We start from the raw sequence: 23,154 nt of genomic DNA, 5'->3' as shown, positions 1-23,154 counted from the left end.
GAAATTTTACACTATCCATATTAAAAGTTCCAATATTTTGGTAATGTTGTCTCAACAGGATTTAGAAAAAGTGTAAACCTATAAAAGATTTTCCCGTATTTCAGGAGAATACGTAGAAAAAATTCATCTTCTGTTAAATATTTTAGAATTTTTTGTCATTTATTCAAATAAGACTGCTATAATTAAAAACGAGGTGAATTATATGGCCCAACTCAAGCATGATGTAATACATTATTTTATTCAAAATCAAAAAAAGATGATTAGCAATTGGCACCGTGAACTTAACCAAGCACCCCATAATGCTTATGCACCAAAACAGATTTATAAAAATTCTGAGATTATTTATGAACAATTTCTAAAAGGATTCACTTTGCCACCCGAACAAATTGATACTTATGTAAAGGAAACAGCCTGTAACATCGCTGAACAACGATTTCAGTCAGATACGAACATTGGTGAATTTGTATATAATTTAAATCTTGGAAGGACAGAAATATTGAAGCAGTTCCATCAGATTAATAATAATTTGAGCGAAGTGCAAGACAGCATTGACAAGATTAATTATTTTTTCGATAAGTTTTCTTTTTATACAGTTTCTCACTACACCAATCTAAAAAATGAACTTATTGAAAAGAAGGACCAGTATATTGATTCGAATCATGAAGACCGATTATCATTACTAGGACAAATGACCTCTAGTTTTGTCCATGAATTTCGGAATCCACTAACATCTATAAATGGTTTTGTGCAACTGTTAAGATCTGAATACCCTTCCATTTCATACTTAGATATTATTGCATCAGAGCTAGAGCAATTAAATTTTCGAATATCTCAATTTTTACTTTTATCAAAGAAAGGGAGCATGGAAAAAGAGAAAAGCTTCTTTAAACTGAATGAACTTGTTGAACAAGTTCTTACGTTTTTATATCCTCGAATTCTTGAAGTAAATGTCAATGTGCAAACGAGCCTTCAAGAAGAAGTTACGATTGAAGGTTGGAAGGACGAATTTAGACAGGTTATTATTAATATTATCTTTAACGCTATAGACGTGCTTGACTCCTTAGAATCCAAGCGTAAAATTTGGATAAACACAGAAATCTTAAACTCTTTTGTGATCATTAGGATTTCTAACAATGGACCTAAAATACCGGATGATATTCAAAGTACGATTTTTGAACCGTTTGTTACCTCCAAATCTTCTGGGACTGGCTTAGGCTTATTCGTTTGTAAAGAAATTGTTGATCAGCACGGAGGAGATTTATCCTGTACTTCTAATGATCATCAAACCTCATTTATCATTCATATCCCCATCTATAAGCAAAAATAAAGAGGCTGAACCCAAATTGGCAGCCTCTTTTTTGAATATTTTTTTGAAATATTTGATTTAATAAGGAAAACGGAAATTGTTTTTCAATTTACACTTAGTCCTCAACTTCTGATCATGAATACGAAGAAAAATAGAATTTAGCTTTTTGTGTTTATACAAGGTTATAGCTAAAAGTTCTATATACTCTCCCCTCGTTGATCCTTGATCCTTCTTTTTTTCTCTGTTTCTGCAACATAGACAGCACAAGCTGCATCTCCAGAAATATTGATTGATGTTCTTGCCATATCGAGTATTCTATCAATACCAAGAATCAATCCAATACCCTCCACTGGTAAATTAACACTACTTAATACCATGGCTAACAGGATCAGTCCTACACCAGGAACCCCAGCAGTACCAATACTTGCTAATACAGCTGTTAATACGACGGTTACTAATTCTCCCATACTCAGATCTACTCCATAGACTTGAGCAATAAATACGGTTGCAACCCCTTGCATGATGGCAGTTCCATCCATATTAATCGTCGCCCCGAGAGGCTGAACAAATGAACTAACTGGCTCAGGTACCTTTAATTTCTTTTGGGCAACCTCCATTGAGATTGGCAATGTTGCATTACTGCTGGATGTACTAAACGCAACACTCATAGCTGGTGCAAAATTCTTGAAGAACCAGATAGGACTTTTCTTAGCCAGAAACATGATCGTTCCACCATAAGTAACGATAGCATGTATGATTAGGGCTAGTAAGACAACGCTAAAGTATAGTCCCATTGATTTTAATGCACTGAATCCTTGTGAGCCGATAGCAGAGGCAATAAGGCCAAATGTTCCGTATGGAGCAAACTTCATGACAAGTCCAACTAAATACATCATCAGGTCATTACCTTGTTCCACAAGTTTATATATTCCTTTAGTCTTTTCTCCCAGTACAGTTAAACCAAGTCCGATAAAAATCGAAAATGCAATGATTTGCAGCATATTTCCTTCAGTCATTGCAGTAATTGGATTTTTTGGAATGATATTCATCAGTGTTTCACTGATTGGAGGTGCTTCCCCTTCTGCTTTATATCCTTCTGCTTGTGTCTTGTCGATCCCTTCAACTAATCCAGGATCAAGGATATTCGCTAATGCCAGTCCGATGGTTATCGCTATAGAAGTGGTAAATAAGAAATAAATAACCGTTTTCAAACCAATTCTTCCAAGCATTTTTGGATCTCCAAGCCCTGCAGCACCTAAAACAATAGAAAAGAATACAATCGGAACCACTAACATAGAAATGAGATTTAAGAAGATTTTACCTAATGGTGAAAAAAGATATGGATCTAAAACATCAAATATGTCTTTTGCGAACAAGTTTAATCCTAAACCAACAATTGCTCCTAATATCAATCCGATGACAATCTTTGTAGTTAAATTAAATTTCATACGTCTCCCCCTATTGATAAAATAAACAAAATATTTTCCTATGACTACTTGTATTTTCAACTCATCAAACACATTAACGCATTAACGCACTCCGGGACGGTTCTCGATCGCGTTAACGTGTTAACGCGATCGAGAACCGTCCCTTAGCGCATTAGCGTGGTACAGTGTGTTTTGGTGAATGTAAACGGTTTATTCAGAAAATACAATATTATCATTATACAGATATAAATCCTAAGTTTTAAGTAATTGCTTAAAATTAATTCTATTTCCCTACTCTAGGGAAGATTCTGTAAATAGTTATATCATTTCTTCAAACTTTATGAAAGCAGATTCCCCTGTAAATGATCGGTTTGGCAACCTTTATACTCCTTAATAATGTTTTATCTAATATAAAAAGTTCCGAGTTTCTATTGCATATTCATCTAGTTAAACAAGATGTGGTTCCTCTGTTTCTGTGGCTACCAAGTACATTTAAAGAAGTTCTCAGTGTTAATGTACAACTGCTCGTATACTTCTCGGAGTGGTGTTCTTTTTATAGTCGAAATTTTTTCTACTACTTTATGAATAAATACTGGGTGTGTCATCTTACCTGTAAACGGACCTTCAAATCGCCAAGGCCCATCTGTTTCTACCATCATTTGTGAAAGTGGGTAAGAATTAACAAGTTTCTGAATTTCCTTTTCGTATAGAAGATCAGGCGTCACAGAAATATAATAACCATTTGCCTGCATTCTTTGAATGGTTTTTGCATCACCTTTAAACCAATGAAAATGTGCACGTTCCACAGATTCCCGTTCTAGTAAATCACATACTACCGGGGCGTCATCGTAAACACTGTGAAGGACAATTGGCTTTCTTAGTTCACTTGAAAGCTGAATAAAAGATTTTAAGCATTCAATATATGGCTCTATTAGTAATGAAGGGTTTTCCATTCTAGTATAATAAGGCAGCCCAACCTCCCCAATCGCCACCATGTCACGGTTATTCCGCCTTATAAAGGAGATGAGCTTGTCTAACTCTGCTTCACTTACGAGAGACTGTTCTGGATGAAATCCAAAGGCTGACCTTATCCTAGGATTCCGCTTTGAGATCTCGAAGTTCTTCATGCAGCTCTCCAAATGAAAAGATACAGAAACGAGCCCCTCTACACTCGACTCTTCAAGACTTTCGATGATCCTTTCCTGCTCTTCATAATCATATAAATCTAAATGGATATGAGCGTCAATGACACGATAAGAATTAATGTTTACCATTTTTAAATTGCAACTCTCCATACAGTTTCTTTTTCCATTGTAAAAACTCTTCAGAAAGAACGATGCTTTCATCTCTAGGCCGTGAAAAAGGAACCTTAAATTCACTTCTAATCGTGGCAGGCCGATGGGATAGAACAATGACACGATCGGATAAAAATAACGCTTCTTCGATATTGTGAGTAACAAAAAGAACAGATCGTGGATGCTCTTCCCAAATCGAAAGTAACCATTTCTGCATTTCGAGTCTTGTAAATTCATCAAGTGCAGAAAATGGCTCATCTAAACAAATTAAAGGTTGAGGGCTTAATAATGCACGAATAAATGCAACCCTTTGCTTCATCCCCCCTGACAGTTCATGCGGGAAAGATTGTTCAAACCCTTTCAATCCAGCTCGATCAATTAACTGTAGGGCTTTCTCTTTATCTGGCTTGCCACTAAGTTCTTGCCCTAAAATCACATTATCTATGACTGTTCTCCATGGAAATAACGAAGGAGCCTGTGGCATATAGCTGATAAATCCTCGTTTTCCATTAATCTCCTTTCCATCGAGTACAATCCTTCCTTCTTCAGGAGAATAAAGTCCTCCAATTAAATGAAATAATGTACTTTTCCCACTTCCAGAAGGTCCGAGGATAGAGACGAATTCCCCATCCTCTACTGTTAAAGAAAGATTATCTATAATATTTGTTGAGTCAAATGACTTTTTAAGGTTTTGTATTTTTAGCTTCCCCATTTTACTTCTCTCCTTGTGGTCTCCATTTAATCATCCACTTTTCTAAAGCAATAATGAAAGCGAAAAACGATAGACTTAGGACCATTATCGCAAAAATCGCCACAAACACTCGATCGGTCCTGAACGATGAAGATGCAAGTGTCATAAAGACACCAACACCGCTTTTTGCTCCAAGCCATTCAGAAATAACTGCCCCCATCACACTATATGTAGCTGATATTTTCAACCCAGAAAAAATAGATGGTAGTGCATGCGGCCATTCTAGCTTTGTGAAAATTTGCCATTTTGAGGCACCTGCCATTTGCATATAGTGCTTTAATTCTTGTCCAGTTTGCCGAAAACCATCCATCGTAGCCACGGCAATTGGAAAGAAACAAACAAGAGTGATGACAATGATCTTTGGCATTAACCCAAAACCGAACCACACCACTAATAACGGGGCAAGAACGATGATTGGAATATTTTGCGAAAGGATGATTAATGGATATATCGATTCACGAACGATAGGGATCATATGTAGGCTTATTGCTATTATCAGTCCAAAACTGCAACCAATAACAAAACCAATAAGAGTCAATTTTATAGTCGACAGTAAATGAATTTGAAAATTGGGCCATACGTCAATGGCTTCTGCAACAATTTCGGATGGCGCAGGAAGTAGCCAAGCCGGAATCCTTCCGAACCTTGTACTGCATTCCCAAATGATAAACAAAAGGATGATGACCACTAAAGGCCGCCATCCTTTTAACGATAATGTCTTGTTCATCGGTATTTCTCCGTTAAATCATCCATCGCAATCCCACTCGGTTGATAAAGAATTTTCACTTGAGAAATCACGTTAACAGAACCGAGTTCAACCATACGTTCATTCATTTTCTCAATCACCTTCATTAATTCTGAAAGCTCGCCCTCCATTGTAGTTTCCAGAGGGTGTACCTCGAATTTCACACCGGATTCTTCGATGATAGATATCGCCTCATCTACTAACGGAATAACACTTTCCCCATTTTTTGTCTTTGGTATAATTTGAATGCTTATTAAAGAATTCCCCATTTTCCTTCACCTCTTATTCTGGTAAAAATTCATTTGTAAAAGCTTTCTCAGCATTTAGTTTCTTTTCAATCAAGCCGTTGCTATACATCCAGTCTCCATAATTCTCCCATACTTCTTTCTTTTGCTCCCCCCATCTAGGTGCATCATCTTGATACTTGTCTGTAAGCCATTCTTGACTTTTCTTAACAAGTTCTGCATCCAAATCAGGTTCAGCTTTAATTAAGATGTCGGCAGCTTCTTCAGGGTTTTCAATGGCAAACTCATAGCCTTTCGATGCTGCAGCAACAAATGCTTCCACCTTTTCAGGCTCATCACTGATCATTTTTTCCGAAGTCGTCAGAACAGGTGTATAGTAGTCAAGTTTGTCAGAGTAGTCGGTAAGATAAACCATATTTAACTCTTCCCCACGTAGTTCAGCCTCAACCCCTGTCCAACCATAATAAATCCATGCAAAATCAATGTCCCGTTTTACGGCTGTAAAAAAGTCTGTATCCCCCATATTTACAATATTGACCTTGTTAATATCGGCACCATCCTGCTTCATTAATGCTGACATTATTTCTTTTTCCACCGGGGATCCAAAGCCACCATACGTTTTGCCCTCAAAATCTTTAGGTGTCTTAATTCCCTTATCCTCTGGAGAAGCAAATCCAGAGGTATTATGTTGAATGACTGCAGCTATTGACACCAGGGGCACATCTTGAACGCGAGCTTGTGTCACACCTTCTTGATAGCCTACTCCAAATTCTGATTTTCCTGAAGCAACAATTTGATCTGCTCCCGCTTCTCCAGGCATAACAATCTCAACATCTAATCCTTGTTCTTCAAAATAACCTTTTTCCTTAGCTACATATAAGCCTGTATGATTTGTATTTGGTGTCCAATCAAGCACAACTGACACCTTCTCAAGTGAATCACTATTATCTTCTTTACTATTCTCCGAGCCACAGCCCGCTAATAGTCCGATTGATAGGATCACCATCAACCATTTTTTCATTGACTTTCCCCCTAAAGTAATATTAACACCAAAAACGCCCCAGGGACTTTGAACCCGGGGCGCATATTATAAACGAAATAAAACCGTCTAAGAATATGTTCCCTACGCTGGTTTAAACCAGATCAGGTTCAAAGGGTTAGTACTTATGTACAATCTCAACCGAATTGATTCGGTTCCCCTACTATTCTCACTATAAAGTAATAAATTTAAACGCTTTTTCACTTTAATACTGTGCCATACTTCCCACTTTATATCAAGTGGTTTGTTCACTCCTCCCATTTACCTCCCCATATATTAAACTTATTTCCGTCTGGATCATACAAATCAAAAGCAAATCCATTCCAAGCATGATGCAACTCCCCGACCTTTAAACCTTTTGATTTCAATCCTTCATATTTTTCTTTTACTTTCCCTTTTTCATTATCAATATTTAAAGTAGCAACATACAAACTATTATGATCTGAATTGAATAATTTTTCACCAGCATAAATCGATAATGGCTACACCTCATTCACTTTCCATAAAAAGATCCATTGTCCATTTTGCGTTCTTAAACTGGCCATCTTATCCCCAGGATTATATGGAGATTCCAATTTCAAGTGAAAATATTCCTGCCACCACCTTACCGAAATTTCCACATCTGTCACAGGTAAATGTAAGCACGGAATGCTATCAATTTTTAGCACGAACCTCTTCCCCCTCCATAAATAAACCAACTATTCCTTATAACTTCTATTTTTCATTCATCATTCCTTTTTTCACATATCTATTAAGCAATTAAGTATAAATTTATCGTATTAGACAGGTATAATGAGGAAAACGAATAAGGAGGTATTATTATGGAAAGAGTTCAGCTAGCTAACAATCTATCTTTCTCAAGATTGATACATGGATTATGGCGTCTAGCCGATTGGAAACAAGCAACAGAAACAACCTTGGATCTCATCCAGCATTGTGTCGAAAAAGGCATTACTACCTTTGATCACGCTGATATTTATGGAAGCTATTTATGTGAAGAACTATTTGGAGATGCCCTTAAATTAAAGCCTTCTTTGAGGCAGAAAATCGAGATTGTAACAAAGTGTGGGATTGTCCTCCCTTCTCACAATCGTCCTAACCATCAATCGCATCACTATAATACAAGTAAACAACATATTGTTAAATCCGTTGAAAGTTCACTGCTTAATCTTCAGACAGATTACATAGATGTTCTCTTAATACATCGCCCAGATCCATTTATGGATCCTGTCCAAGTAGCAGAAGCGTTTACAAAGCTTAAACAAGAAGGAAAAGTAAGGTACTTTGGGGTTTCAAATTTTAAAGACCACCAATACAATATGCTCCAATCCTATTTAGACTTACCACTCATCACTAATCAAATTGAATTATCCGCCTATCATCTTGAAAATTTTGATGATGGAACTTTAAATCATTGTTTGGAGAATAGAATTGCGCCAATGGCATGGTCCCCCCTGGCAAGAGGGAAGATTTTCTCAGCAAAGGATGACAAATCTGTTCGTTTACGTAATACTTTAGTGAAAATAACTGAAGAAATAAATGCAGCTGGAATCGACCAAGTACTATATGCATGGCTTCTTAATCATCCTTCTAAAATCATGCCAATAATAGGATCTGGAAAAAAAACGAGAATTGATAAAGCTATAGAGAGCATGAATGTAAAGCTAACTCTTGATCAATGGTTCGAAATCCTTCATAGCTCAATGGGGTGTGAGGTACCATAAATGGAGAAAGGTAGGAAAAGCAAGCACTCATTAGAAAGGTGCTTGCTTTTATTTATTCAAAATAATAGTTTAACAATAATGTATGTAGCTCACGAAGGCTTAACTCATATAGTTGCTTCCTGCAGTTTTGTAGATTCTAATCCGTAATAGTAAGTTGATATAAAAATCCTTCTGGCCATCTGCAGGTTTTCTTTGCTGCATCTTAATCCCTCCGACTTTGCTTTACCCTGCATTTTTGCTTTTAAACATTTTAATGGATGGGATTTAGTAGCAAATTGAAATTTCCCTATACTTATTTCCTATAGGTACATAACGATCAATAGTTTAGTAAATGAAGAAAGAAACCTATCTATTGACAGGTTTCTACTGGGCTAAGATGCAATTTTCTATTCCTTCATTCTCTCCGTTAATAAACGCAATCCATTAAGAGTCACTAGTAGTGTAGCCCCCATATCTGCAAAGATGGCAATCCAAAGGGTTAACCATCCTGGGACAACAAGGAGTAAGGCCACTAGTTTTATTCCGATGGCAAATGTAATATTCTGCTTAATGATTGTGAGAGCCTTCCTACTTAATCGAACAATATAAGGGAGCTTCCTTAAATCATCACTTAGAAGAGCTATATCTGCTGTTTCAAGTGCTGTATCCGATCCAGCTCCTCCCATCGCAATTCCAATATTTGCAGCTGCCAGTGCAGGAGCATCATTAACTCCATCCCCTACCATTGCGACTTTACCATAGCGTGCCTTTTGTTCTTTTATAAAGCCTAATTTTTGATGTGGTAAAAGCTCAGATTGGATCTCTTTTATTCCCAGTTCACTTCCAATTGCATGGGCAGTGGCCTCATTATCGCCTGTTAACATAATCGTATGGGTAATCCCATTTTGATGAAGTGTTGAAAGAAGCTCAGAACTATTCTCTCTGATTTTATCGGCTACAGCCGTTATTGAATAAACAACATTTTCTGAACCAAAAACCATTACCGTCTTCCCTTTGAGCTGTAGCTGATAAATATTCTCTATTTGCTCTTGGGTGAGAATATCATTAAATAGCAACGGACTTCCAAAATAATAAATATGACCCTCTATTGTTGCTTTAATCCCTTTACCAGTTATCGATTTGAAGTCATCGATAAAAATCGATTTATATTCTATTCCTCTCTCGGTTGCTTCAAATAAAATCGCACGCGCTAAAGGATGCTGTGATCGATATTCCATAGCAGAGATCAATTCCCATTGTTTAGCTTCAGATAATTGCTCTTCCGATAATAGGACAAAATCAGTAACTACAGGTGTTCCTGCTGTCAATGTACCTGTTTTATCAAATGCGATCGCATTCAGCTGACCCATTTCTTCGAGATACACCCCGCCTTTAATGAGAACTCCATTTTTTGCTGCATTCCCAATGGCGGTAACAATAGCAACTGGAGTAGAAATGACCAGTGCACATGGACAGCCAACAACTAACACTGCAAGACCTTGATAAACCCATGTCAACCATTCAGCTTCAAAGAATAACGGTGGAATGATCGCAACCATGAAAGCAATCACAATGATAGCCGGAGTATAATATTTTGCAAATTGATCTACAAAGGCTTGAGAAGGAGCTTTTTCTGCTTGAGCCTCTTCTACTAGGTGAATGATTTTCGACAGTGTTGTATCTTCAACTTTTTTAGTCACCTTTACTTCTAAATGGCCGTCTTCATTCAACGTTCCTGCAAATACTTGATCTTCTATATTTTTTTCCACAGGGATAGATTCTCCTGTAATGGCCGCTTGGTTAACAGTAGAGACTCCATTCAAAACAACTCCATCCATTGCGATTTTTTGACCAGGCATAACCAGCATAATATCATCAATCTCAATGTCCTCAACATCAATGACTGTCTCATGACCATTTCTTCTGATCAATGCCTGCTTAGGTGCAATTTCCATTAATGAACGGATGGAATTTCTCGCCTTATCCATCGAATAGGCTTCTAATGCTTCACTAATGGCAAATAATATAACGACGATAGCTCCTTCTCCCCACTCCCCAATGAAAGCCGCTCCGATAATTGCTACTGTCATAAGCGTTCTCATATCAAACTTGAAGGCTATAAGATTTTTCAACCCTGTCTTAAAAAGGTTAAAACCACTTATAATTATGGCTAAAAAGAAAGCGCCAACAGACAAAATCGATCCTTCACCAAACTGATATTGGAGAGTGAAAGCAGCGACGATAAAGACTACAGAAATCAAAAGCTTCCAATACTTCTTTATATAAGAAGTCTCTTCTGTCTTCTCATAATTTTTCTCATCTTTAATAATCAAGCTTTCAAAAGAACCCGCTTTTTCAATTTCCCTTAATGGTACATCCCCATGTATGGTTATTTTAGAAGCTCCGAAATTAACCTTTGCATCTGTTACACCATCAATGTTTTGAACATTTTTCTCAAATGTTGACGCACAGCCAGCACAGGAAAAGCCCTCAACACGGTATGTCTTCTTAATGGGAATCTCTTGGTTAGCTGTCACGATCTTCTACCTCCTTTTGATGAGTAAAAGCAATTTCAATCAATTGTTTTACATGATTATCATCTAGGGAATAATAAACAAGCTTTCCTCTTTTTTCAAATTTGGCTAATCCTTGTTTCGTTAATAGCCTTAAATGATGGGAAGCCGTCGCTGTAGTGGCTCCTACAATATTAGCAACATCACAGACACAAAGTTCTTCCTCAACCGAAAGAGCAAAGGCAATCTTCATTCTCGTATCATCTGATAAAGCCTTGAATAGGCCAGCAACTTTTGAAGTGTTATTTGATGATAAGGTCGTTTTTAACCTTGAAACTTTTTCTTCATGTATACAAGTAATTTCACAAACATCTTGATTCTTCATAGATACTCATCACCACCTCATTCAAATGATCTTTTGAATATAGTATATGCTAAAGATTCTAAAATGGTCAAACCATCATTTGAATAAAGTAAATAACAGAATATTTATTATATTCTGTTATTATGATAAAATTAATGAAAGCGATTACAATAAGGTGGGATGCTCAAATGGTTGTAAACGAAACAAAATTACGTAAAAAAGCTTACGATAAATTGTTTGGCAAACAGCAAGAGCAAACAAAAGGCCCCTGGTTCATTAACTATAGCTTCCTTATTCTATCGATTGTCTATATATTGTTTGAGAAAGGTATTTTCTACTAAATGTTTTCCCTATTCTGTGGGTGCAGACCATAAAGAAAATCTCGTTTATTTCCTTGGTTCTAGAATTGATCTAAATTAGGGAAATTAAAACACAAAAAAAGGATTGCCACTTGACAATCCTTTTTTTATGATTAGTTTTCTTGTACACTGCTTTGGCGTTTTGAAAAAAGTTCTAATCCTACCCAAAAAGCAACAGATACTAAAGCATAAATCCCTATCGAGAAATAGATGTCTTCTGTTTTCCAATTTAACGTCGGAATAAAAGCCGTTAATACACCTGAAAGAATATAGTACCCTCCAATAAGCTGAAGGAAAAGTTTTTCGGATTGTAGCTTTTTACTTTCTAAGTATCCTTTACCTGCTTTCCCAAAAAAAATGGCAATCCCTCTTAGAATTAAATATATAGCAAAAGCAGTAATAATCGCTACGATAAGTTCTTGATTAAATACGTCTGCCATATTTATGACCCCTTTCTTGCTTTTCAAAGAAAAGTCTTTAATATATCTATAAAAGTATATCATAAACAATCTTTAATCGTGTAGGAAGTCTATACCAACTTTTTTCTTTTTACCATTCGTAGTATGATATAAAGTATTGTTATGTACATACTCTGCATGAATCATTGTCGAAGGAGTTTCTTTACGTGAATAAGATTAAAATAAAATTAGATGAGTTATCTCCTGCACAGATTATTGTCGCTTTTTATTTAATTGCCGTAATCATTTCAGTCATCCTATTAAGTTTACCGTTTGCTCTAGAACCTGGGGTTGAGTGGTCATTTATTGATGTTCTATTTACCGCTGTAAGTGCCATTAGTGTAACGGGGCTTACCGTTGTCTCAACACCCGACTCATTAAGCACTGCTGGAATCTTCATTCTCATGTTTATACTGCAATTTGGCGGCATAGGAATCATGACACTTGGTACTTTCTTTTGGTTACTATTTGGAAAGAAAATCGGCCTCCGTGAACGCCGGCTCATTATGACGGATCAAAATCAATCCAATCTATCTGGACTAGTTGTTCTTATGAAACAAATATTAGGAATCATTCTTCTTATTGAATTGGTAGGAGCATTAATATTAGGAACTTATTTTCTTCAATACTTTCCTACGAGGCAGGAAGCCTATCTTCAAGGGTTATTCGCTTCTGTAAGTGCAACCACAAATGCAGGGTTTGATATTACTGGTGAGTCACTTATCCCGTTTGCTAAAGATTATTTTGTTCAAAGTATCAATATCATCTTACTTACATTAGGGGCGATTGGATTCCCTGTATTAATTGAGCTTAAAGCTTTTTTCCAGCATAAAAGTGATAGAGGCTTCCATTTCCGTTTCTCGCTTTATACAAAGCTCACAACAACTACTTTTTTTGCCTTAATGGCAGCGGGAACAGTTGTGATTATATTACTTGAGTTTGATCAATTTTTTAAAGGAAAACCGTGGCATGAGTCTTTGTTTTATGCTTTTTTCCAGTCCACCACCACAAGAAATGGTGGACTAGCCACAATGGATGTTAGTGATTTCTCAGATGCGACATTAATTGTTCTTTGTATTTTAATGTTCATTGGGGCCTCGCCAAGCTCTGTGGGAGGAGGAATCCGAACAACTACATTTGCGGTCAATATTCTGTTCTTACTTAATTTTGCAAAAGGTAGTTCTACAATTAAAGCCTTTAAACGCGAAATTCATCAAGAAGATGTAATGAAATCTTTAGCTGTAACATTAATGGCAGCGCTTGTCTGTACCCTTGCCGTTGTATTACTTTCGATCACAGAACCTTTTTCAACTCTGCAAATTCTCTTTGAAGTTTGTTCAGCATTTGGAACGACAGGACTATCAATGGGCATTACAGCTGACTTAAGTTCATTTGGAAAAGTGATTATTATCGCTCTAATGTTCATTGGGAGAATTGGTATTCTTTCTTTCTTAGTGATCATAGGAGTCCGTAAGCAGAAGGCTTTGTACCATTATCCTAAGGAACGGATTATTATTGGTTAATTAATGGTGAGTAGTGAGTCTTATAGAGTGTCGATCTCTTAATTTAAACACTACTCACTTATTTTTTTCAGGATGAATTAATGCTTCACTCGAACTGTCATACTTGTCAATATTCCAACAAAGACAATAGTGATTAAGGAATACATAAATAGTTTCCACTCTAAGACTGATAGACCAAGTACAACAATGATTCCATCGATGAAAAGGATAAGCCATCCAACATTAATCGAAACTCTTTTTGCCAACATTTGAGCAATCATATCTGTTCCACCGGTACTTGTTTCATATATAAGCATCAGCCCAATTCCGACCCCTACAAGTATTCCACCGATAGCCGCACCTAGGAAAATAGGCACGAAGAAAAGCTCTCTTAGAAAATCCAATACATCTATACTAAATGACGTTAAAATGAGTCCATGAATACCATGATAGAAATAGTTCCGTTCATAGATCCATGCAATGATATATAAAGGTATGCTTAGAACGAGGATGCATAAGCCTGTTGGATACCCAAGAAAATAATGAAAAATAAGCCCTAGCCCGATCATTCCTCCATCAAGTAAATGATGAGGCACCAAAAACCCATTAACACCAATTCCCACTAGTAAGGCTCCAATAATAATTGCCAGAAGTTTTTCCATGTACTGTATCACCTTGTCCACAGTTCATTTACAACTAACTTATGTGAGGGATTTAGTATTTAGAAGAAATCCTATAATAATTCAGCTAAGCTTTTGCCATCAATATACCACTGATTTCCTCCCCCTTCTTTGATTAAGACTAAGTTCCCTTCAATGATTTCTTTTCTTACTCCCTTTTGTTTGAGCTCAAATTTAATAGGCACCTCTATTACGTTGAAGCCCGAATATTCCTCTGGGGTAAGTTCAGGAGTTTGCAAAATTTTAATATTTTCTATTTTTTTCACCTTATTCGATAAACTCTTCGGAACGGTTGGATGATGAATGATTTTATTAAAGATCGTAGCATCTTTATTTTTTATGGAAATAAAAAAAGCATTTATTATTTCAATTGGGTCACTATAAAATAAATACTCGTCTAGCTTTTGGCTTGCTTTTAATATCATAAGTTGGTGAGCAGGGTCCTTCCTATGTGAACCATGGGTGGTACTTCCCTTAAAATGAATACAGAAATGACCGGAAAAATTATTGTCAAGCGCCCCTGCCCCATGTGGCATTCCATGCATAGAAGCAGCAATGAGTTGATCATCAACTAAGACCAAGATCGCTCTTCGGTTCCAACTCCACTTTCCCCCATAGATATTTTTCATCATTTTAGTATCTTTTTTAGTTAATGGCTGTACATCCGCATGACTACTCCCGGCTCTTCTCTGAACTTCAAATGATTTACCCGATTCTATGTCAATAACTGTGAACTTAGAATCTCTAGGTATAATCTTGTCTACCTTTTCCCACTCCAATGACTCGAGTGAATAAGGAAGGTTATCTGCTGAAACTTCAAGACTATGACTACTCATTAACAAAAAAATGAAAATAAATTTTAGTATCATATTAGGTCTCATAAAAAACTCCATTTTATAGGTTATTTACTGTCATTTTTTTATTATGAGCAAAAATTGCTTTCCAAATTTATTCTAGATTCTTCCATAGAAAGCAACTTAGTGAATGGCCCGCTTTTTAAACCTTCCACCTCGAACCTCTGCAATAGTCCCAACAGCTAGAAAAGCACTCTTATCATAATCTTCAACAATCGACTTAAGCTTCGCCTCCTCCAAACGAGTAATGACACAGAATATTACCTTTTTCTCATCACCTGTAAATCCCCCTTCTCCATTCAAATAAGTAACGCCCCGTCCTAATCGAGCTAATATAGCGTCTCCCATATCTTTAGAACGATCACTTATAACAAGAGCAAACTTTGACTCATCCAAGCCCTGAATAGCTACATCAATTGTTTTGAAGGCAATGAAGTAAGCAATTAATGAATACATAGCACGATCCCAAGTAAAGACAAAACCTGCTATTATAAAAATAAAAATATTGATGATCATAATAATTTCACCGACAGAAAAAGGCATCTTTTTATTAAAAAGAATCGCCATAATCTCTGTACCATCAAGAGACCCACCATACCGAATTACAATCCCAATTCCAATGCCAATGCTTATTCCTCCAAAAACAGTTGCTAGCAGAAGATCATCGGTAAACCCTGGGACACTATGAAGGAGAGTGGTGCCGATTGATAAAACGGTTATTCCTAAGAAAGTTGAGAGAGCAAATGTTTTTCCAATTTGTTTATAGCCCATAAAAAAGAAAGGAATATTAAGAAAGAAAATAAAGATTCCTAACTTCCATCCTATTAAATGGGATAAGATAATACTTATTCCAACGATTCCACCATCTAATACTTTATTAGGGACTAAAAATAACTCAAGTCCAACGGCCATTAATACTGCTCCCAAAATGATAAACAAAGACCTTCTGACAACAGCCCATTTCGTCATTTTTGTATGACTAATTTGTTTTAATACTTCCTGTTCAAATCCGGTCAATAAATTCTCCTCCTTTATTTAGATCATTTTTATTTTGAAAAAGCTAAAGAGCATAATAGCTGAGGAATAGAGTCTAGTTATGATAAAATTTTCATAAATAGTATATAGGGGGTTCACATGCTTCTTCATCATTTTGATACAGATTACATTATTCTTCTTTTATCCACTTTACTAATCTTAGGGGTCATTACCACAAAATTCTCTACCCGTCTTGGTGTCCCATCACTTGTACTTTTCATTATGCTTGGCATGATTATGGGTAGTGATATCCTAGACATTATTTATTTCGATAATCCAAATATTGCTCAGCTAATAGGTGTCTTAGCACTGATTGTCATTTTGTTTGAAGGTGGTCTCCAGACAAAGTGGAGCAGCATTAAAAAGGTCGCATATCCTTCCCTATCATTAGCAACTCTCGGTGTTTTACTAACAACCACCATCGTTGCTTTAGCTGCGAAATACATTCTTGGTATGGACTGGTTAGTAGCATTTTTACTTGGTTCAATTGTTGGTTCAACTGATGCTGCAGCGGTTTTTGCAGCTTTATCTGGTAAGAATGTTAAACAGAAGCTTGCCTCTACACTTGAAGCGGAGTCAGGAACGAATGATCCAATGGCAGTCTTTTTGACACTTTCTTTTATACAGTTAATCACTATGGAGGAATCAAATGTTGCTTTATTAATTGGTTCGTTCTTCTGGCAGATGGGAATTGGGTTAGTGATTGGATTTATATTAGGTAAAATTGGTTCCAATTCAATCAATAAGATCTCATTGGATTCTAGTGGTCTATACCCGGTATTTGCCTTAGCCTTCGCTATCTTAACTTACGGCCTGACAGCTATGGTTAATGCAAGTGGACTACTCGCTGTATATGTTGCTGCACTTGTAATCGGGAACAAGGAATTAACCTATCGTCATTCCATTCTTCGATTTAATGAGGGGTTTGCCTGGATGATGCAAATCCTAATGTTTGTCATCCTCGGTTTACTTGTATTTCCATCACAGCTTTGGGACTGGACCTTAATTTGGAAAGGGTTCTTAGTTGCGTTTATTCTTATCTTTATTGCAAGACCTATTGCAGTATATCTATCACTGACATTTTTTAAATTTACAAATAAAGAAAAACTTTTTATTGCGTGGGCTGGATTACGAGGAGCAGTTCCAATTGTACTTGCGACATTTCCGATGATTTCAAACGTAGAGAATAGTCAAGTCATCTTTAATTATGTATTTTTCATTGTATTGAGTTCTGCCCTTATACAAGGTTCATCCATTGTCTATCTAGCAAATAAATTAAAATTAACTGGCCCCAATAAAACAACTCCTCCACATACATTAGAGCTTGTTTCCATTGGGAAAGCCAATGCAGAAATGATTGAATATCATGTAGAGGAAGCTAACCAGCTTATCGGTCAAACAATGAAAAACCTAGAACTCCCCAAAAATGTGCTTGTCAATGCGATTATCCGAAACGAAGCATTAATTACTCCAAGCGGAGAAACAAGTATTCTCAAAGGGGACATATTATATATTTTATCAGATAAAAAAAGCGTTAAGGAATTAAAACACAAACTAAATGAATACGTTGATCGCTCTATAGCACACTAAAGCGCTGAGGGACGGTTCTCGAAGGCTTCACCGCGGTGAAGCCTTCGAGAACCGTCCCTCACTGCGTTAAAGCACTACTTTCTCCATTCAGGGGTCCACTTTTTCTTGTAGAAAAAAGCGATTGTATTCATAATAAATGCCGGGATTTTTTTGGGGAAAAAGCTTTTCAGATAATAATCACGATAGACTCTTTTAAGATCATCCCATTGCGTACAATCTTTATTTTGACGATACCTTGCCACATCGATCATTTTAATCGTTCCCTTTTTTGTTAACAAAATATTCCGTAAATGGATGTCAGAGGGATTCAATCCTTTTAATCTAGCTGTATCCAAAGCGTGATCAATTTCAATAATTATATCTTCAGAAATATAAATCCCTTTCCTTAAACAGTCAAATAAAGTAGTTCCTTCAACATATTCAATAACTAAATACCCTACTCCTGCTTCAAAAAGCATAGGAAAATATTTATTTCCCTGCAGTTGTTCATATATTTGAGCTTCCTCTTTTGCCGTTTCAATAAATTGAGGAAAGAATACTTTAAGTACTTTATTTGTCGAACCAATCTTGAACACATAAGCACTTCTTCCCAAACCAACGGTTTCTAAAGCGTCGTCTTTACTGACAAGAACTACCCCACTTTTCTTTACAATGAATTGAACACTGGTTGCTAGCTCTTTATAAGATTTCAAAGGAGATTCTCCTTCCGTTTCCAAAGCCATTGAAGTAGAAATCAGTATATTACATAGCTACTAATATTAGTTTGATTATAAGTTTCCCCCATTCCATGGTCAAACTAAATGCATTATCGTGAATTATTTCCCTTCCCGAAATACTTATTTCTACTCTATAATAGACTGAAGTACACTTAATACAAAATTAGGTTTACTAATCCCTTACAAGATGGAGAGAACGCAGATGTCACATTTAATTAAATTTGGCTTTTTACTTACGGGTCTCATCATTTTTAGCTATGGAATCTCAATTGCCATCACTGTACATCATTTGGGGATTCATCCTTGGGATGTGTTGAACATCGCCTTATTTGAGAAAATTGGGCTTACCATCGGATCATGGAACATCATGATTGGGGGAATGCTTATCATTGGTTCTCTTATACTTGATCGTAAATATCTTCATATAGGTACTTTCCTTAACGCCCTTCTTGTTGGTCCATTAGTAGATTTTTTTCTATGGGTAAACGTTTTTCCTCAATTTCCACATCTAGTAGGAGAGATCATCACGCTTTTGATAGGAATCATATTAATGGGGATTGGGGGAGGAATGTACTCTGCTTCAGGATTTGGAGCAGGTCCGAGAGATGGATTTATGCTTTCGATATCGGATAAGACGGGAATATCTATTAGCAATGTGAGAATTCTTTTGGAAAGTTGTGTATTAGTCGTCGGCTGGTTAATTGGTGGGCCAGTTTTTGTATTCACCTTTATCTATACCTTCATTCAAAGTCCTTTATTTCAGATGTCCTTCTTATATTGTACGAAATGGAAAAACCATTTATTATCTAATGTTCGTACAGAAAGAAACCTTCCGCTTTAAGAAGCAGAGGGGTGCTGCGGAAAAAACGTAAACTGTCATTTTGCATATGGCAATGTTCAAACCTTTATCCTAAAAAAGGGAGAAAACCTTAATTCTTGGTTTCCTCCCTTCCCATTTATAAATACTTCCTTTGAACACTTCTACCATCGTACGTAAATAACATTTCCCGGCTCTCGACCATCGTTTCAATGTGTACCGTTCTTCCCCAGAGCTGCTGGAGATATGGGAGAACTTTTTCAAGGTATTTAATATCCAGCTCAATTCCTTCATACCAATGTTTCAAATAGAGCTCACCGTTTTTCATATAGTCCCCATCATTGACTGTGATATAAGGGAATCCACCGTTAACCCTCATATTTACAAGCTGATCACGAACGGCTTCCCATTCCTTATCAACAATTTTATAATCCTTCCCTTGCTTTTGGAAAAGATACATATCTTCTCTCATAACAAGGTCTTTATTTAAATAATTTCGCAAGAATGAAATATCCGATTCAATTTCACGCACTTCAAATATTTTTTCCCGGCCTGTATTTGGCTCAACTCCAAGCCTCATCATTTCTTCAGAAGGGTTATTGTATCTTTCTTCAATATCTTCAAAGATTTTTAGTCCTAAATAATAAGGATTGATACTCGTTCTTGAGGGTTGGACTACACCAGCATTCAGTTTCGCAAATTCAAGCGATTCACCACTCGTTAAGTCCAATTCCCTTAAGATTCTTTGATGCCAAAAAGAAGCCCATCCCTCATTCATAATCTTCGTTTCTAACTGTGGCCAGAAATAAAGCATTTCTTCTCTCATCATTGTCAAGATATCCCTTTGCCAATCCGTCAATTCCCGACTGTATTGTTCAATAAAAAGAAGAACATCTTTTTCCGGCTGAGGAGGAAACTTTTTCACTACTTTTTTCCTTTCTTTGATTTTAGGCTTTTCATCAAGAGACCATAAATCATCATAAGGGGTGGTCTTCGCTGGATCTTCCTCCCACTCTACATCTTCCATCGACCAACTTAGCTTCGGTCTCATAAGTGATGGATCAATATGCTCATCTACTGCTAATACAGCATCTAAAAATGTCTCCACTTCATGCTTTCCATGTTCAATCTCATAACGGCGTATCCGTTCTGCGGTAGCGGACATGCTTTCTACCATATCCCTTTTAGTATTCTGAAAACGGACATTGTTCTTAAAGAAGTCACAGTGAGCCAATACGTGGGCCACAATTAATTTATTTTGAATCAACGAGTTGGAATCCAAAAGAAATGCATAGCATGGATCTGAGTTAATAACGAGTTCATAAATCTTACTTAACCCTAGATCGTAGTGAAGCTTCATTTTATGAAATTGCTTCCCAAAGCTCCAGTGAGAAAACCTTGTCGGCATTCCATAAGCACCAAATGTATATATAATATCAGCAGGACAGATTTCATAACGCATCGGGTAAAAGTCTAGTCCAAATCCTTTAGCGATTTCCGTAATCTCCGCAATACTATTCTGAAGTTGCTTCTGATCCTCATCTCTCATCAATTCGTCCTCCTTTATACTCTTATCACAATGTATGAAATAAAAATTCGAAAGATGAATAGAAAAGCGGAAGCGCCTCGTGGGGAGGATGAAAGGCAAAGTTCGCCACGTCCTGTGGCAACGCCATTCTGACCAACACCCTGTTGGCCTCCGACAAGCATAAGGCGAATCACCAGGAAGAGTGCTTCTTGTGGCTTGACTGACTTATGACTGGAGCCCCAAGGAGGCGGAGCTCGACAATGAAAAGCGGAGCTGTTTGAAGCGACAAGTTTTTTCAATAGAAAAAACGAACCCTAACCGGGTCCGTCGTATTGAAGTTAACGCTCTGTTTCTTTTATTAGTTGATTCTGTATTAACATTGTAGGAATAACAGCAATTAAAAGGAAGCTGCTTGATAATGCAAATACCCCTTGAACTCCAATGAATGTCACGAGCCCTCCAGCTGCTAATGAGCCGATGGCAAAAAACAACGTTGTAAGTGCTCCTTGTGCAGCATATACCTTCCCAAGACGCTCTGGTTTGATACTCATTTGAACATTGGTTTGTAAGAGAATGACCTTTGTTTGATCAAATAATCCAAAGAAAAAGGAGATGAACAGGGCCATAAACGGAATTTCATTATAACCAAATAAAAAAGTGAGAATCGCCGTAATGAGTGTGATCAATACTAGAGGCTGGCGATTTGCAAAAAGTCGATGCCATTTAAGCATAAACGTACTTGCTATAATTAATCCAGCAAAGAAGGCACTATTGATAAACCCCCACCATTCCTCGCCTTGTAACAGTTGCCTTTCTACATAAATATATAAAATCGCTGCAATCCAAACGACACTAGCTAACGATTCAAGGGCATAGACTAAAAAAATTTTCTTTAAAATAGATGTTTTCCACACATCCGTCCAGCCTTCACTCAATTGTTTGAGGAAGGGAATTTTTGTATTCGAAGCAAAATTTGAATATAATTTGACAGGGATACTATACATAAACGCTGTACTGATAATAAACAAAAGACTTGTAACAAACAATGTCCCATCTTCACCAATAAAAGCTACCATTAATCCACCGAAAGCCCAGCCTGAAAACTGAATGAGTTGGTCACTAGTGGATAAGAAACCATTTGCACCCATTAAGTCTTCTCTTTTAACAATGGAAGGGACTAAGGCATTTCTAGCAGGTAATGCAAAACCATCCAAAAACGCAATGAATGTCGCAAAAATAAACAGAATGGCAACATACTCTATTGAAAATAGTACCATTACCGACAAGATGATCATGAGTATGGTTTTAACTGCTTGCGAGTAAAATAGCAGACTTTTCAATGGATAACGGCCGATAAGAAGTGGTGCCAATATTGAGCTCGTAAACCTCGATAAGGTTATTACTACTGGAACAATCGTCATTAACATTGGTGATTTTGTCCAACTATACACAGCGGCAATCAACGCTACAATGTAAAAGACATCACCGGCATTAGCAAAGGCTTGACCTAACCATAAAAATCGAAATGCTCTTGTTTTCATCATTCTTCCTCCTCATATTCAGTTGTTTTTAGAAGAAAGAATGAACCTACATGTTTTAGCCTCTTTCCGTAATATATGTATATCTATTATATCAACTTACCCTCTCGGTGCCCACAAAATAATGGAAACTCCAAGTAAACAAACAGCAGCACCAATCCAATCATATAAATCGGGTGTTTCATGATCAACCCACCATCCCCACAATATAGCTAGCACGACAAAAACTCCTCCGTAGGCTGCATATACTCTGCCGAAATGAGGAAACTGCTGAAGAGTCGGAATGATTCCATATAATACTAATACGATGGCTCCTACGAACCCATATGCTATTGGTTTAGACTCTCTTAACCACAACCAAATTAGGTAACCACCGCCTATTTCAGCAAGACCGGCTACTATAAACAAAAAAATAGCAGAAACCAAAGGTATAACCACCTCTCCTATACTTAGGTTACACGAAAACACTTGAGTATTAAATGATGAATGTGTATTATAGGTTGTCTTTTAATGAAGTCAGACTCATACATACTATTAGGAGAGTAGCTTCAGGCATTCTAAAAAAATTCGTACGAAGTTAAGCATCAACATATTAAGTCATCAGAAAAGCTTAAGCAACTTGAATAGATCAGATAAGTGTAACGAACTGCCTAAAAAGGGTTGCTTCCCTGTTTCTAGGTGCCCAGTAT

At 36.8% G+C, this 23,154-nt stretch carries 24 protein-coding genes and 1 riboswitch; of the genes, 6 read left to right on the top strand and 18 right to left on the bottom strand.

The annotated features are described in order from the left end of the window. Positions 1-202 precede the first annotated feature (202 nt). Positions 203-1,327, top strand: a complete 1,125-nt coding sequence (locus JOC86_RS14310; protein WP_205173609.1) for a histidine kinase N-terminal domain-containing protein — start codon at positions 203-205, stop codon at positions 1,325-1,327. 176 nt (positions 1,328-1,503) lie between these two features. On the opposite strand, the gene JOC86_RS14305 is transcribed toward JOC86_RS14310, so the two are convergent. The 8 genes from JOC86_RS14305 to JOC86_RS14270 form a co-directional block, all read right to left on the bottom strand. Next, the gene (locus JOC86_RS14305) at positions 1,504-2,754 is read right to left on the bottom strand and encodes a dicarboxylate/amino acid:cation symporter (protein WP_205173608.1); all 1,251 of its coding nucleotides are present in this window, start codon (positions 2,752-2,754) and stop codon (positions 1,504-1,506) included. Positions 2,755-3,212: 458 nt separating this feature from the next. Continuing rightward, a complete protein-coding gene (locus tag JOC86_RS14300) occupies positions 3,213-4,007 on the bottom strand; it encodes a TatD family hydrolase (protein ID WP_205173607.1) in 795 nt (264 codons plus the stop codon). Continuing rightward, the gene (locus JOC86_RS14295; RefSeq protein ID WP_205173606.1) at positions 3,994-4,740 is read right to left on the bottom strand and encodes an ABC transporter ATP-binding protein; all 747 of its coding nucleotides are present in this window, start codon (positions 4,738-4,740) and stop codon (positions 3,994-3,996) included. The genes JOC86_RS14300 and JOC86_RS14295 overlap by 14 nt, the downstream gene beginning before the upstream one ends. 1 nt (position 4,741) lies before the next feature. Then, complete coding sequence (locus JOC86_RS14290; RefSeq protein WP_205173605.1) at positions 4,742-5,506, bottom strand: ABC transporter permease; 765 nt, start codon at positions 5,504-5,506, stop codon at positions 4,742-4,744. Beyond that, positions 5,503-5,793, bottom strand: a complete 291-nt coding sequence (locus JOC86_RS14285; RefSeq protein WP_205173604.1) for a thiamine-binding protein — start codon at positions 5,791-5,793, stop codon at positions 5,503-5,505. The genes JOC86_RS14290 and JOC86_RS14285 overlap by 4 nt, the downstream gene beginning before the upstream one ends. Before the next feature lie 13 nt (positions 5,794-5,806). Continuing rightward, positions 5,807-6,790, bottom strand: a complete 984-nt coding sequence (locus tag JOC86_RS14280) for an ABC transporter substrate-binding protein (RefSeq protein ID WP_205173603.1) — start codon at positions 6,788-6,790, stop codon at positions 5,807-5,809. Positions 6,791-6,871: 81 nt separating this feature from the next. Next, positions 6,872-6,980, bottom strand: a riboswitch (TPP riboswitch). Between the two features lie 76 nt (positions 6,981-7,056). Continuing rightward, on the bottom strand, positions 7,057-7,239 hold the full coding sequence (locus tag JOC86_RS14275) for a hypothetical protein (protein ID WP_205173602.1): 183 nt from the start codon (positions 7,237-7,239) through the stop codon (positions 7,057-7,059). Positions 7,240-7,290: 51 nt separating this feature from the next. Then, complete coding sequence (locus JOC86_RS14270; RefSeq protein WP_205173601.1) at positions 7,291-7,476, bottom strand: VOC family protein; 186 nt, start codon at positions 7,474-7,476, stop codon at positions 7,291-7,293. A gap of 153 nt (positions 7,477-7,629) precedes the next feature. Here JOC86_RS14270 and JOC86_RS14265 point away from each other — a divergent pair, with 153 nt between their 5' ends. Continuing rightward, positions 7,630-8,532 (top strand): aldo/keto reductase, encoded by a 903-nt coding sequence (locus tag JOC86_RS14265; protein WP_205173600.1) that lies wholly within the window; start codon positions 7,630-7,632, stop codon positions 8,530-8,532. A gap of 386 nt (positions 8,533-8,918) precedes the next feature. Here the strand turns inward: JOC86_RS14265 and JOC86_RS14260 are convergent, their stop codons facing one another. Together JOC86_RS14260 and JOC86_RS14255 are read right to left on the bottom strand one after the other, a co-directional pair. Continuing rightward, positions 8,919-11,030: a heavy metal translocating P-type ATPase gene (locus JOC86_RS14260; protein ID WP_419096093.1), complete on the bottom strand. Its 2,112-nt coding sequence runs from the start codon at positions 11,028-11,030 to the stop codon at positions 8,919-8,921. 7 nt (positions 11,031-11,037) lie between these two features. After that, the gene (locus JOC86_RS14255; RefSeq protein ID WP_205173599.1) at positions 11,038-11,409 is read right to left on the bottom strand and encodes an ArsR/SmtB family transcription factor; all 372 of its coding nucleotides are present in this window, start codon (positions 11,407-11,409) and stop codon (positions 11,038-11,040) included. A gap of 167 nt (positions 11,410-11,576) precedes the next feature. Between JOC86_RS14255 and JOC86_RS14250 the strand changes: the two genes are divergently transcribed. Further along, complete coding sequence (locus tag JOC86_RS14250; protein WP_205173598.1) at positions 11,577-11,729, top strand: hypothetical protein; 153 nt, start codon at positions 11,577-11,579, stop codon at positions 11,727-11,729. A 131-nt stretch (positions 11,730-11,860) separates the two neighbouring features. On the opposite strand, the gene JOC86_RS14245 is transcribed toward JOC86_RS14250, so the two are convergent. Continuing rightward, positions 11,861-12,187, bottom strand: a complete 327-nt coding sequence (locus JOC86_RS14245; RefSeq protein ID WP_205173597.1) for a hypothetical protein — start codon at positions 12,185-12,187, stop codon at positions 11,861-11,863. A gap of 194 nt (positions 12,188-12,381) precedes the next feature. Here JOC86_RS14245 and JOC86_RS14240 point away from each other — a divergent pair, with 194 nt between their 5' ends. Beyond that, complete coding sequence (locus JOC86_RS14240; protein WP_205174223.1) at positions 12,382-13,728, top strand: potassium transporter TrkG; 1,347 nt, start codon at positions 12,382-12,384, stop codon at positions 13,726-13,728. 77 nt (positions 13,729-13,805) lie between these two features. On the opposite strand, the gene JOC86_RS14235 is transcribed toward JOC86_RS14240, so the two are convergent. The 3 genes from JOC86_RS14235 to JOC86_RS14225 all read right to left on the bottom strand — a co-directional run bounded on the left by JOC86_RS14235 (position 13,806) and on the right by JOC86_RS14225 (position 16,210). Beyond that, the gene (locus tag JOC86_RS14235; protein WP_205173596.1) at positions 13,806-14,369 is read right to left on the bottom strand and encodes a YitT family protein; all 564 of its coding nucleotides are present in this window, start codon (positions 14,367-14,369) and stop codon (positions 13,806-13,808) included. Between the two features lie 71 nt (positions 14,370-14,440). After that, positions 14,441-15,223, bottom strand: coding sequence for a hypothetical protein (locus JOC86_RS14230; protein ID WP_239587618.1), 783 nt, complete (start codon positions 15,221-15,223; stop codon positions 14,441-14,443). 141 nt (positions 15,224-15,364) lie between these two features. Further along, positions 15,365-16,210: a YitT family protein gene (locus JOC86_RS14225; protein ID WP_205174222.1), complete on the bottom strand. Its 846-nt coding sequence runs from the start codon at positions 16,208-16,210 to the stop codon at positions 15,365-15,367. A 165-nt stretch (positions 16,211-16,375) separates the two neighbouring features. Between JOC86_RS14225 and JOC86_RS14220 the strand changes: the two genes are divergently transcribed. Beyond that, a complete protein-coding gene (locus JOC86_RS14220; protein WP_205173594.1) occupies positions 16,376-17,866 on the top strand; it encodes a potassium/proton antiporter in 1,491 nt (496 codons plus the stop codon). Between the two features lie 74 nt (positions 17,867-17,940). Here the strand turns inward: JOC86_RS14220 and JOC86_RS14215 are convergent, their stop codons facing one another. Continuing rightward, on the bottom strand, positions 17,941-18,558 hold the full coding sequence (locus JOC86_RS14215; protein ID WP_205173593.1) for a protein kinase family protein: 618 nt from the start codon (positions 18,556-18,558) through the stop codon (positions 17,941-17,943). A 226-nt stretch (positions 18,559-18,784) separates the two neighbouring features. Between JOC86_RS14215 and JOC86_RS14210 the strand changes: the two genes are divergently transcribed. Further along, entirely contained in the window at positions 18,785-19,423 is a 639-nt protein-coding gene (locus tag JOC86_RS14210; protein WP_205173592.1) for a YczE/YyaS/YitT family protein, read from the top strand. 115 nt (positions 19,424-19,538) lie between these two features. Here the strand turns inward: JOC86_RS14210 and JOC86_RS14205 are convergent, their stop codons facing one another. From JOC86_RS14205 to JOC86_RS14195, 3 genes are all read right to left on the bottom strand, one after another. Next, complete coding sequence (locus JOC86_RS14205; protein WP_205173591.1) at positions 19,539-20,948, bottom strand: SpoVR family protein; 1,410 nt, start codon at positions 20,946-20,948, stop codon at positions 19,539-19,541. A 317-nt stretch (positions 20,949-21,265) separates the two neighbouring features. Next, on the bottom strand, positions 21,266-22,468 hold the full coding sequence (locus JOC86_RS14200; protein ID WP_205173590.1) for an MFS transporter: 1,203 nt from the start codon (positions 22,466-22,468) through the stop codon (positions 21,266-21,268). Positions 22,469-22,564: 96 nt separating this feature from the next. After that, the gene (locus JOC86_RS14195; RefSeq protein WP_205173589.1) at positions 22,565-22,891 is read right to left on the bottom strand and encodes a YnfA family protein; all 327 of its coding nucleotides are present in this window, start codon (positions 22,889-22,891) and stop codon (positions 22,565-22,567) included. Positions 22,892-23,154: the final 263 nt, after the last annotated feature.

It is taken from the genome of Rossellomorea pakistanensis, from assembly GCF_016908495.1.
Lineage (GTDB): Bacteria > Bacillota > Bacilli > Bacillales > Bacillaceae_B > Rossellomorea > Rossellomorea pakistanensis.
Note: the sequence above shows the minus strand (reverse complement) of the source record. Positions and strands in the feature narration are given on the sequence as shown.

Coding starts and splice junctions, on each gene's coding strand:
- JOC86_RS14310 (WP_205173609.1), top strand. CDS start 203: ATGGCCCAACTCAAGCATGATGTAATACATTATTTTATTCAAAATCAA.
- JOC86_RS14305 (WP_205173608.1), bottom strand. CDS start 2,754: ATGAAATTTAATTTAACTACAAAGATTGTCATCGGATTGATATTAGGA.
- JOC86_RS14300 (WP_205173607.1), bottom strand. CDS start 4,007: ATGGTAAACATTAATTCTTATCGTGTCATTGACGCTCATATCCATTTA.
- JOC86_RS14295 (WP_205173606.1), bottom strand. CDS start 4,740: ATGGGGAAGCTAAAAATACAAAACCTTAAAAAGTCATTTGACTCAACA.
- JOC86_RS14290 (WP_205173605.1), bottom strand. CDS start 5,506: ATGAACAAGACATTATCGTTAAAAGGATGGCGGCCTTTAGTGGTCATC.
- JOC86_RS14285 (WP_205173604.1), bottom strand. CDS start 5,793: ATGGGGAATTCTTTAATAAGCATTCAAATTATACCAAAGACAAAAAAT.
- JOC86_RS14280 (WP_205173603.1), bottom strand. CDS start 6,790: ATGAAAAAATGGTTGATGGTGATCCTATCAATCGGACTATTAGCGGGC.
- JOC86_RS14265 (WP_205173600.1), top strand. CDS start 7,630: ATGGAAAGAGTTCAGCTAGCTAACAATCTATCTTTCTCAAGATTGATA.
- JOC86_RS14255 (WP_205173599.1), bottom strand. CDS start 11,409: ATGAAGAATCAAGATGTTTGTGAAATTACTTGTATACATGAAGAAAAA.
- JOC86_RS14250 (WP_205173598.1), top strand. CDS start 11,577: ATGGTTGTAAACGAAACAAAATTACGTAAAAAAGCTTACGATAAATTG.
- JOC86_RS14245 (WP_205173597.1), bottom strand. CDS start 12,187: ATGGCAGACGTATTTAATCAAGAACTTATCGTAGCGATTATTACTGCT.
- JOC86_RS14235 (WP_205173596.1), bottom strand. CDS start 14,369: ATGGAAAAACTTCTGGCAATTATTATTGGAGCCTTACTAGTGGGAATT.
- JOC86_RS14230 (WP_239587618.1), bottom strand. CDS start 15,223: ATGAGTAGTCATAGTCTTGAAGTTTCAGCAGATAACCTTCCTTATTCA.
- JOC86_RS14225 (WP_205174222.1), bottom strand. CDS start 16,210: ATGACGAAATGGGCTGTTGTCAGAAGGTCTTTGTTTATCATTTTGGGA.
- JOC86_RS14220 (WP_205173594.1), top strand. CDS start 16,376: ATGCTTCTTCATCATTTTGATACAGATTACATTATTCTTCTTTTATCC.
- JOC86_RS14210 (WP_205173592.1), top strand. CDS start 18,785: ATGTCACATTTAATTAAATTTGGCTTTTTACTTACGGGTCTCATCATT.
- JOC86_RS14205 (WP_205173591.1), bottom strand. CDS start 20,948: ATGAGAGATGAGGATCAGAAGCAACTTCAGAATAGTATTGCGGAGATT.
- JOC86_RS14200 (WP_205173590.1), bottom strand. CDS start 22,468: ATGAAAACAAGAGCATTTCGATTTTTATGGTTAGGTCAAGCCTTTGCT.